Here is a 9,179-nt window from a genome sequence, read left to right as displayed (position 1 = left end):
CCCGTACACCCCCTGGCCCCCGCCGTACCCCCCACACCCGTACGCGGCCCCGACCCCGACCCCGTACGGGCCGCCGCAGGGCAGGCATTTGTAGCAGAGGGTCCCCATGGATTACGCGCAGGTGCGGGCGGTCGCAGAGGAACTGGCGCATGAGGCGCCGGACGGCATACGCGGCTTTGAGATCACGGACGATTCGATCATCGTCATCATGTCGCCGCCGAGACGGCACGAGCTCAACGCACTGCGCATCCGGCAGCAACTCGACAGCCGATTGGACCCGTCGCTCGTCGCACACACCGGCGGCGAAGTCGAAGACCCCTCCCTGGGCCGGCTCCGCCGCCCTGACGTGATCGTCGTACCCCGCGCCGCCTTTGATGAGGACACCACGGACCCGTTCGCTCCTGGGGACGTCCTGCTCGTCGTGGAGGTCGTCTCACCCTCCAACCACACCAACGACCATGTCGAGAAGGTCCGTGACCACGCGGCCATGGGCATCGCCCACTACCTCGTCGTGGACCCCCGCAAGTCCACCCTCACCGCCTTCTCAGACCCCGGCCCCACCGCCCAAGGCCCCCGCTACCGCGCGCGGCACGACTACGCCTTCGGTTCCCCCGTCGCTGTCGGCCCGTGGACCCTCCAGACGACCGAGCTCCGCCCGTACCCGGCCGCGTCCTGAGCTGGGCTTCACCCGCTCTTGTCTGTGCCTGCTGTTACAAATGAACCCGGACTCGCAGCTCTGGGGGGAGATGTTCGATGGCAGGCGCCGCAGGCACAAACGGCCTTGATGAGCAGGCGACGGGGATCTACGAGGAGTTGATCACCCGCGACCTCGCTGAGCGAGTGGCCCGGCTGGATACTGAACGGCTGTTCGCGGTTGACGGGCAGGTGCGCCCGGAGTCCTCCGCGCATGTCCTCGCGCGGCATATCAGCACCTCGGTCCAGCACGTGCTGCGGGACCTCTCCCCTGCTGAACAGGTCGTGGCGACAAACCAGATCCTCGCCTCCCTCGGGACATTGCCGGGCGCCGAGGAGTGGATCAGCACGGTGATGGACGGCCCGCGTCAGCTGCTGGCGATCGCGGAGCGGAAGGCTCCGGGCGTGTACGAGATCCACCGCCCGGCGACACCGCTGTCCGAAACGGCGCTCATCACCAACTCCCCGGAAGACCCGAACCTCGGTTTCGAGCTGCGCGCGGAGATGGCGAGCGCCGACAGCATCGACTTGCTCTGCGCCTTCGTGAAGTGGCACGGCCTGCGCGTCCTCGAAGAGCCGCTCAGGGCCGCACGCGAGCGCGGGGCAAAAATCAGGGTCATCACCACGACGTACATGGGCGCCACCGAGCGTCGGGCCCTTGACCGTCTGGTCCGGGAATTCGGGGCCGAGGTGAAGATCAATTACGAGACGAGATCCACCCGGCTGCACGCCAAGGCGTGGCTCTTCCACCGCAGGACCGGATTCGACACTGCCTACGTGGGAAGTTCGAACCTGTCGCGGACGGCACTGCTTGACGGGCTGGAGTGGAACGTCCGGCTGTCCTCCGTGGCCACCCCGGCGGTGATGCGGAAGTTCGAGGCCACCTTCGACTCCTACTGGAGCGAGGCGACCTTCGAACCGTACGACCCCGGTCGCGACGGCGACCGTCTCACGCGAGCGCTCGGCGTGGCAGCCGGTGGCATGTCGGGTGGACGGCCGACGTTGACGCTCTCCGGTCTCGACGTACGGCCGTATCCGTACCAGCGGGACATGCTGGAACGGCTGGAAGCCGAGCGCGAGGTGCACAATCGGCACCAAAACCTGCTGGTGGCGGCGACCGGCACGGGGAAAACCGTCATGGCGGCGCTCGACTTCCGCTCGCTCCAGAGGAAGCACGGACGAGACCTGCGGCTGCTTTTCGTAGCGCATCGGCGGGAGATCCTGGACCAGTCCATGCGCACCTACCAGGAGGTCGTCGGGAACGCCAACCTCGGCGAGGCCCTGCACTCCGGGGACATCCCGACGGGCTGGAAGCATGTCTTCGCCAGCGTCCAGTCGCTCAAGGCTGAGCGCCTACGAGAAATCGACCCGCACCACTTCGACGTCATCGTCATCGACGAATTCCACCACGCCACGGCGAAGACCTACCGCCGGATCATCGAGCACTTCGCGCCCATCGAGCTTCTGGGTCTCACCGCCACCCCTGAGCGGATGAACGGACCTAGTGTCCAGGACGAGTTCTTCGGCAGCAGGATCGCGGCCGAGATGCGTCTCTGGGAGGCGCTGGAAAACGACCTGCTCAGTCCCTTCCACTACTTCGGCGTCACCGACACCACAGACCTCAGGGGTGTTACGTGGCGGCGCCGCTCCCAGGGCTACGACGTAACGGAACTGAGCAACATCCTCACCGCCGACACCGCACACGCACGGCTCGTCCTGCGTGCCGTGCGGGACAAGATCGCAGATCCCGGTGCGATGCGCGCCTTGGGATTCTGCGTCTCCGTTGAGCACGCCCACTACATGGCGGCCTGCTTCCGAGAGGCGAATCTGAAGGCCGTCGCCCTGTCAGGCGAGACTCCGAAGGAGGAGCGGCGAGACGCGCTGACGCAACTGGCAGCAGGCAAGCTCAACGTGATCTTCTCCGTCGACCTGCTCAACGAGGGGTTGGACATCCCGGATGTCGACACCCTTCTCCTCCTGCGCCCGACGTCGAGCGCCACCGTCTTCCTCCAGCAACTCGGCCGCGGCTTGCGGAGAACCGAAGGCAAGGCCGTCCTCACGATCCTTGACTTCATCGGACAGCACCGCGCCGAGTTCAACTTCGAGGTGCAGTTCAGCGCTCTGACCAACCTCCGCCGCAGCCGACTCGCGACGAGCGTGGAGCAGGATTTCCCCCAGCTTCCTTCGGGTTGCCAGATCATCCTCGAACGCAAGGCCAAGGAGCGCATCCTCAAGAACATCAAGGACCGCATAGGCATCAACGCGCCCCAACTGGCCAGAGACATCTCCGAATACGCCAGGCCGGTGCTGGCCGACTACCTCAGGGAAAGCGGCCGCGACCTACGGCAGATCTACCGTGGCGGAAACTCCTGGACAGGACTGCTCCGACGCGCCCGGATGCTCCCCGAGGACGCGCCCACCGGAGAAGTCCATCTCCTCAAGCGCGCCACCGCGTTCCACCACGTCGACGACCCGGTACGGATCGACGCCTACACGCGCCTCCTCTCCGATGACACACCGGACTACGACGTCCTCGACCCGCAACTCCAGGCATACGCGCGCATGCTCGTCTTCTCCCTCTGGCCGAACGGAGACACCTTCGCGGACTACGGCGCGGCCCTGCGTTCGCTGGCGACGCAGACCGACTTCCGCGATGAAATACGGCAGCTTCTGGCGTACAACCTCGCCCGCACGGAGCACACGCCCGTCCCGCTCCTCGGGGACCACTCCGGACTTCCGCTGTCCGTATACGGCTCGTACAACCGCGAGGAGATTCTCACCGCGCTCGACCAGACCGCGCTGGGCGGCTACACGCCGAACAACTTCCGGGAGGGCGTGCGATGGTGCCCGAGCATCGCCACCGACGCGTTGTTCGTGACGCTTGAGAAGGACGCGAAGGACTTCTCTCCGCAGACGCGCTACCGGGACTTCGCGATGAGCGAGACCCGATTCCACTGGGAGAGCCAGAGCACGACCTCCGATACCTCGCCCACGGGCGTCCGCTACCGCACGCACCGCGAACGCGGCACCCACGTCCTGCTGTTCGTTCGACGCTTCAAGCACACGGACATCGGCGGCCCGCAGCCGTGGATGCTGCTGGGCCCGGCGGAGTTCGTCGAGTACCGCGGGAGCAGGCCGATGGGCATCGTCTGGGAACTCCGGCACCGCATGCCCGCAGACGTGTGGACGTACTCGGCGATCGCCGCCAGTTGACCGTCAGGCCCCAGCGCGTCAGCAATCACGGTGGGACGCCCGTGCGGCGGGCCCGGGCCGGGGATGGCGGCGGGCCACAGGCCCCACATCGCATCATTTGTGGGGGTTCTTTTCCTCGACGGATTCGGCCTGGAAAACGCGTGACACCCCTGTAACACTCTGTATCTGACGGGGCGCCAGACATCGGCGGGCCTCCTGCGCGGGATCGGGCGGGGATTGGGGCCGGTGGATGGCGTCAGGCGGGGTGAGTTGAGGAGGGGTGGGGCCTGTGGAGCCGGATGTGTGGTCGGAGGCGCGGTTCGGAGGTGAGGGGGCTGCGGGGGCGGTGTTCCGGCTGGATGTCGGGGGGCAGGCGGAGCGGTTGGTCGTGGAGCAGTACCCGCGGGCGACGGGGGACGAGTACGGGAGTCTGCTGGGGGAGATGGCGGGGTCGGTGGTGGAGAGCGCCGACGGGATGCTGGTGGCTGGGCCGGGGCAGGCGGAGGTGGAGGCCGCTGCGGCGATGTCGGGGCGCGGGGTGCGGGTGCGGGCGATGTACCCGCGGGCGCTGCTCGCCGTACCGGAGAAGGCCTCGTGGCTGCGGCAGGTGTCGGACGCCGGGGTGAGCGTGCGGGTGCTGGACCACCTGCCGCACGACCTCATGGTCTTCGACCGGCACACGGTGTGCCTGGCCGCCCGGGCGGCGGCGTCGGGGGCGGAGGAGCCGCCGCTGGTGCGGGTCAGCGGGGAGTTGCTGGCCTCGTCCTTCGCGGCGATATACGAGTCGTACTGGCGGCGCGGCACGCCCCTGTCGCGGATTTCGCCGGGGCCGCACCACGCGCAACTGGGCGAGCGGGAGCGGGCGGTGATCCGGCTGATGACCAACGGCTACAGCGATGACAGGATCGCCAGAAAGCTGGGTATCACCACTCCGGACGTACAGTCGGTGATGGCCGCGCTGATGGAACGGCTGGGCGCGGGGAGCCGTTTCGAAGCGGGGTACAAGCTTGCCCGGGAGGTCGACCCGCGCGACCTGTGAGGGTCGCCGGCCGGCGGGCGGGCCGGAAGGGAGCCGTGAGGGCAGTGCGCGACCGCGAGGCGATGCAGACGCTTCTCGCGCGGGCCAGGGCGCGGGTCGACCCGGGCGAGTTCGGCCTCGCGCCGCGCGCCGACCCGCGCGGGCGCAAGGTCAGCGGGCTGACGCACGAGCACATGACGCGGCTGCTGGGCTGGCCCGAGCACAAGTACGGCTACGTGGAGCGCGGGCGGCTCGCCGCGATCGAGGCGGAGCTGCTGGAGCCCGTCGCGCGGATCCTGCGGCTGTCGGACCACGAGTGGGAGGCGCTGGTCCTCTACGCGACGGGCGTGCCGCCCGCCTACCGGCTGGACCCGGAGCTGGGCAGGGCCGTGCCCAGCCCCTGGGAGCGGGTGCTGCGCGGCTCGCACGAGATGGCGTACGTCAACGACGCGGCATGGGACGTCGTCGCGTACAACGCCGCCTTCGCGCGGCTCTTCCCGCGCCGCGAGGTGCCCGGCAACACGATGCGCTGGATGCTGCTGGACCCGGAGGCCCGGGAGGTGCTCGGGGACTGGGCGGAGAGCTGGCTGCCGCGGCTCGTGCCGCAGCTGCGCGCCGCCGTGGTGGCCAACCCGCACGACCGGCCGCTGGCACAACTGCACGCGGACGCCATGCGCGACCCGGTCGTCGCGCCGTTCCTGGAGGCGCCGACCGGCGAGTACATCGGGCCGCGGGCGGAGAGCGCGCTGCCGCTGGTGCACGCCGAGCTCGGGCCGGGGTGGGTGACGCTGTGCACGGCGGGGCCTTTCGGGGTGCCGGGCGGGCGGCTGATGTTCGTCCTCTTCGACCAGGGGGAGGAGCCGCGGCACGGCCCCGCCCTCACGGCCCCCGCCACCGCGCCCGTCGATCCGGAGGGCCTCGCGGACGCCGGGCGCCGCTTCATCACCGCGGACACCGCGAGAGAGGGCACCGCGAGGTCGGGCACCGCGAGGTCGGCCGGGGCAGTCGAGGCAGTCGGGGCGGCCGGGAAAGCGGAGGAGCAGGTGGCGACCGCCACCGCCCACAGCACCGCCGATACGGCGAAAAGCCCTGCTGGGCCGCACAATTGGGCCCCATGAGCTTCCCTCTTCCGCAGGCGCTGCGGTCGCTGACACCCAACGTCCACGCCTGGCTCCCGGACGGCCACGCGACGTGGGGCATGGCCAACTGCGTCGTGGTCACCGGGCGGGGTACGGGCCCGGGCACCGCGCTGCTGGTCGACACCCCGTACACCGCCGGAATGACCCGGCAATTGCAACGGCTCGTCGCCGGGCTCGGCAACGGCAGCCAGGGCGAGGGCGGATTCGTGGTCCGCACCGTCGTCAACACCCATGGCAACGGCGACCACTCGTACGGCAACGCGCTCTTCCCCGGCGCCGACGTCATCGCCACCGACGCCAACGGCGAGCACCTGTGCGCGGAGCCTGAACCCGCCGTGCTGGCCGGGCTGGTGGCCGCCGCCGACCCGGCCACGCCCATGGGGGCGTACATGCGGCGGCATTTCGCGCGCTACGGCGACTTCGGCGGGGTCACGCCGCTGCACCCGAACCGCACCTTCAGCGGCGAACTCGACCTGGATGTCGACGGGGTGGCGGTGCGGCTCATCGAGGTCGGCCCGGCGCACACCGCGGGCGACCTGATCGTGCACCTGCCGCAGGAGGGCGTGGTGTGCGCGGGGGACGTCGTCTTCAACGAGGACCACCCGGTGCACTGGGCGGGGCCGCTGGAGTCGGTGCACGCCGCGTGCGTGCGCATCCTGGAGTGCGACCCGCGGGTCGTCGTACCGGGGCACGGGCCGGTGATGACCCCGGCGGACGTGCGGCGCTACGCCGACTATCTGCTGGACCTGCGGGAGGTCATCCACCGCGGGCACGCGGCAGGGCGCCCGCTGCCCGTCCTCGCCGCGGATCTGCTCGCGGCCGACCCCTACCCGCAGTGGGGGCTGAGCGAGCGGATGGCGATCCTCGCGGCCGTCGAATACCGCGCCCTGGAGGGTGCGACGGACCGGGCCGACCTCGTCGCCCTGGTCGGCCTCGCGGCGGGCTTCGCGGACACCGCGGCCGCGGCGGACGGCGGCGGGCGGGAGAAGGCGGAGGCGCCGCGGGACCCGGCGGGAGCGGCGGTGCGGGCGGACGGTACGGCGGCCGCGGGCGGCGCGGGGAGCTGACGTACCGCGAGGGGCCCGGGGGTACGGGGCGGGGCCGTGGGCTGGAGATGCCGACGGCCCCGGCGTCGGGGGGGGTGAACGCCGGGGCCGCGGCGGCTCCTGGGGGCCGGAGCGGGCGCAGGGCCCGTGCCGTGACCGTACTCCTGCGGTGTTTCCTCCGCACAACGGTGTCGTGCGTCTTCGGTGAATCCGCCGGGACCGGGGGGCAGGCTGCGCGCCCGCCCTCCGATACCTGCAAGCCTATGCCTACTGCCTAGCTTATGCGCGAATATCCGTACGTGCGTGCGTTTCGGCGTGGCGTTTCGCGCCGGATTTCAGACGGCGACGTCATGGCCGTGGAGCCACGGCACCGGGTCGACCGGTGCGCCGCCGCCGGGGCGTACTTCGAGGTGCAGGTGCGGGCCCGGTACATTGCCGGTCGCACCGACCCGGCCGATCGTGTCGCCGGTGGTGACGCGGCCGTCCGTGGCGACCATCGTCGACAGGTGGCAATACCAGAGCTCGGTGCCGTCGTCGAGCCGCAGCACCACCCGGTAGCCGTACGAGCCCGCCCAGCCGGCCGAGGTGACCGTACCGGTGTGGACGGCGTGGACCGGGGTGCCGGTGGGGGCGGCGAAGTCCTGGCCGGTGTGCGTGGCCCACATGTTGCCGGACTCGCCGAAGGCGTTGGTGAGCGTGTACGAGGCGACCGGCTTGACGTAGGAGGCGGCGAGTTCCGCCAGCCGCTCCGCCTCGGCCTGCGCGGCGGCCTCGGCGGCGGCCTTGGCCTTCGCCTCGGCTTCGGCCTTGGCGGCGGCGGCCTGCTCGCGGACCTTGCGGGCCGCGGCCTCCTTGGCCGCCTTCTCCGCGGCGATCCGCTCCGCGGCCTCGCGGGCGCGCCGCTCGGCGTCCGCGCGCTGCTGGGTGACCTGGGCGATGATGCGGCTGCACAGCGCCTCGCCGGGGTCGGCGCTCTCCGCGGCGGGCTCGGCGCACGGGGCGTCCTGGGCCTCGGTGGTGCGCTCGGCGGCGGGGGCCGCGGCTGCCGCCCGGGTGACGGCTGCGGGGTCGTACGACGGGGTGCCGACCGCCACGTCCGGCAGCGGGACGGCGGGCGCGGCGCCGGGAACAGCGGCCGGGGCGGCGGGAGCCGCCGGTGCGGCCGACAGGTCGGGAGCCGCTATCGGCGGGGCGGCGGCGAGCGGTTCGGCCGCGGCGGCAACGCCGGACGTGCCGACCGCGGCCATCGCCGCCATGCCGAGAACGGCCGAGCCGACGGTGGCCGCGCTGCTCAGGCCGCCGCCCAGGCCCGGGAGCCCGCCGCGCTGCCGGGGCAGGCGCGGCTGGCTGCGCGGGCCGTCGCCCGGGAGGCCGTCGGCGCCGGGCCGGGGGGAGCCGGTCTGCGCGGGGACCTCGGGGGCGGGTACTGCGGCGGGTGCCGGTAGCGGGGCGGCCGAGCCGGGGAAGCCCTGGAAGCCGGGGACTTCGGGGGTGGCGGGGGCGCCGGGGCGATATCCGGGGCCGTCGGGCGAGAAGCGCTCGCCGGGCTCTCCGAAGTGCCACTGCCCGGTCGGTTCTGCCACCGGGGTCGGAGCGTAGGCAGGCTGGTTGGACGCCACGGGGGCGCACTCCTTTCCTTCCTTCTCGCCTACCGGGTTAGCTGACGGGTTCGGAGCAGGAAGGTCTCCTACGGACGGCCTGACGGCCCCCCGATTCACCCCATTGGACCCCTTCCGTGGTGACGGAAGGGCGGGTCCCCGGTTCCCGCGGACGGGATTCGGCAAGCGCACGGTGCCGCCTGTCGGCGGCAGTGACGACCGCGCTGCGTTATCGAACGTTAATAGAGCCGGACGGGTTTTCCAAGCCGAATCGAAGAGTTGGGGGTGGGAAGCAAACGGGCAGGGTATACGGAGAAGGGAGGAAGCGGACACACGGCGTGGCCGGGCAGTGATGTGAGTGTTCGCCAGTTGTTACCCGAGGGGTGAGGCGTGATCACACGGGGTGAGGGGTTGGTGACCCGTACGGCGGCGCACGAAGGGCCCGTCACGGCCGGTACGGACGCGGGCGGTCCCGGGAGCGCCGGGCGGGCGA

General features: G+C 71.2%; 6 protein-coding genes and 1 riboswitch. Of the genes, 5 read left to right on the top strand and 1 reads right to left on the bottom strand.

Going from position 1 to position 9,179, the window contains the following annotated elements; all coding sequences use genetic code 11:
- The first annotated feature begins 106 nt into the window (after positions 1-106).
- From IH54_RS0133695 to IH54_RS0133675, 5 genes are all read left to right on the top strand, one after another.
- The gene (locus IH54_RS0133695; protein WP_031524355.1) at positions 107-676 is read left to right on the top strand and encodes a Uma2 family endonuclease; all 570 of its coding nucleotides are present in this window, start codon (positions 107-109) and stop codon (positions 674-676) included.
- Between the two features lie 77 nt (positions 677-753).
- A complete protein-coding gene (locus IH54_RS0133690; RefSeq protein WP_031524352.1) occupies positions 754-3,906 on the top strand; it encodes a DUF3427 domain-containing protein in 3,153 nt (1,050 codons plus the stop codon).
- 268 nt (positions 3,907-4,174) lie between these two features.
- Entirely contained in the window at positions 4,175-4,924 is a 750-nt protein-coding gene (locus IH54_RS0133685) for a helix-turn-helix transcriptional regulator (protein WP_031524350.1), read from the top strand.
- Positions 4,925-4,959: 35 nt separating this feature from the next.
- On the top strand, positions 4,960-6,021 hold the full coding sequence (locus IH54_RS0133680; RefSeq protein WP_159012231.1) for a helix-turn-helix domain-containing protein: 1,062 nt from the start codon (positions 4,960-4,962) through the stop codon (positions 6,019-6,021).
- Positions 6,018-7,109 carry an MBL fold metallo-hydrolase gene (locus tag IH54_RS0133675; protein WP_063762426.1) on the top strand — a complete coding sequence of 364 codons (1,092 nt, stop codon included), beginning with the start codon at positions 6,018-6,020 and terminating at the stop codon, positions 7,107-7,109. The genes IH54_RS0133680 and IH54_RS0133675 overlap by 4 nt, the downstream gene beginning before the upstream one ends.
- Before the next feature lie 314 nt (positions 7,110-7,423).
- On the opposite strand, the gene IH54_RS0133670 is transcribed toward IH54_RS0133675, so the two are convergent.
- Positions 7,424-8,707, bottom strand: a complete 1,284-nt coding sequence (locus IH54_RS0133670; protein WP_234344158.1) for a M23 family metallopeptidase — start codon at positions 8,705-8,707, stop codon at positions 7,424-7,426.
- Between the two features lie 11 nt (positions 8,708-8,718).
- Positions 8,719-8,881: riboswitch (cyclic di-AMP (ydaO/yuaA leader) on the bottom strand.
- Positions 8,882-9,179: the final 298 nt, after the last annotated feature.

Source organism: Streptomyces sp. NRRL F-5123 (assembly GCF_000721495.1).
Classification (GTDB): Bacteria; Actinomycetota; Actinomycetes; order Streptomycetales; family Streptomycetaceae; genus Actinacidiphila.
The sequence above is the reverse complement of the archived record's forward strand: the minus strand, read 5'-3'. Positions and strand labels throughout refer to the sequence as shown.

Bases quoted from the DNA above. Each gene is read 5' to 3' on its own strand.
- IH54_RS0133690 (WP_031524352.1), top strand. From the start codon at position 754: ATGGCAGGCGCCGCAGGCACAAACGGCCTTGATGAGCAGGCGACGGGG.
- IH54_RS0133695 (WP_031524355.1), top strand. From the start codon at position 107: ATGGATTACGCGCAGGTGCGGGCGGTCGCAGAGGAACTGGCGCATGAG.
- IH54_RS0133675 (WP_063762426.1), top strand. From the start codon at position 6,018: ATGAGCTTCCCTCTTCCGCAGGCGCTGCGGTCGCTGACACCCAACGTC.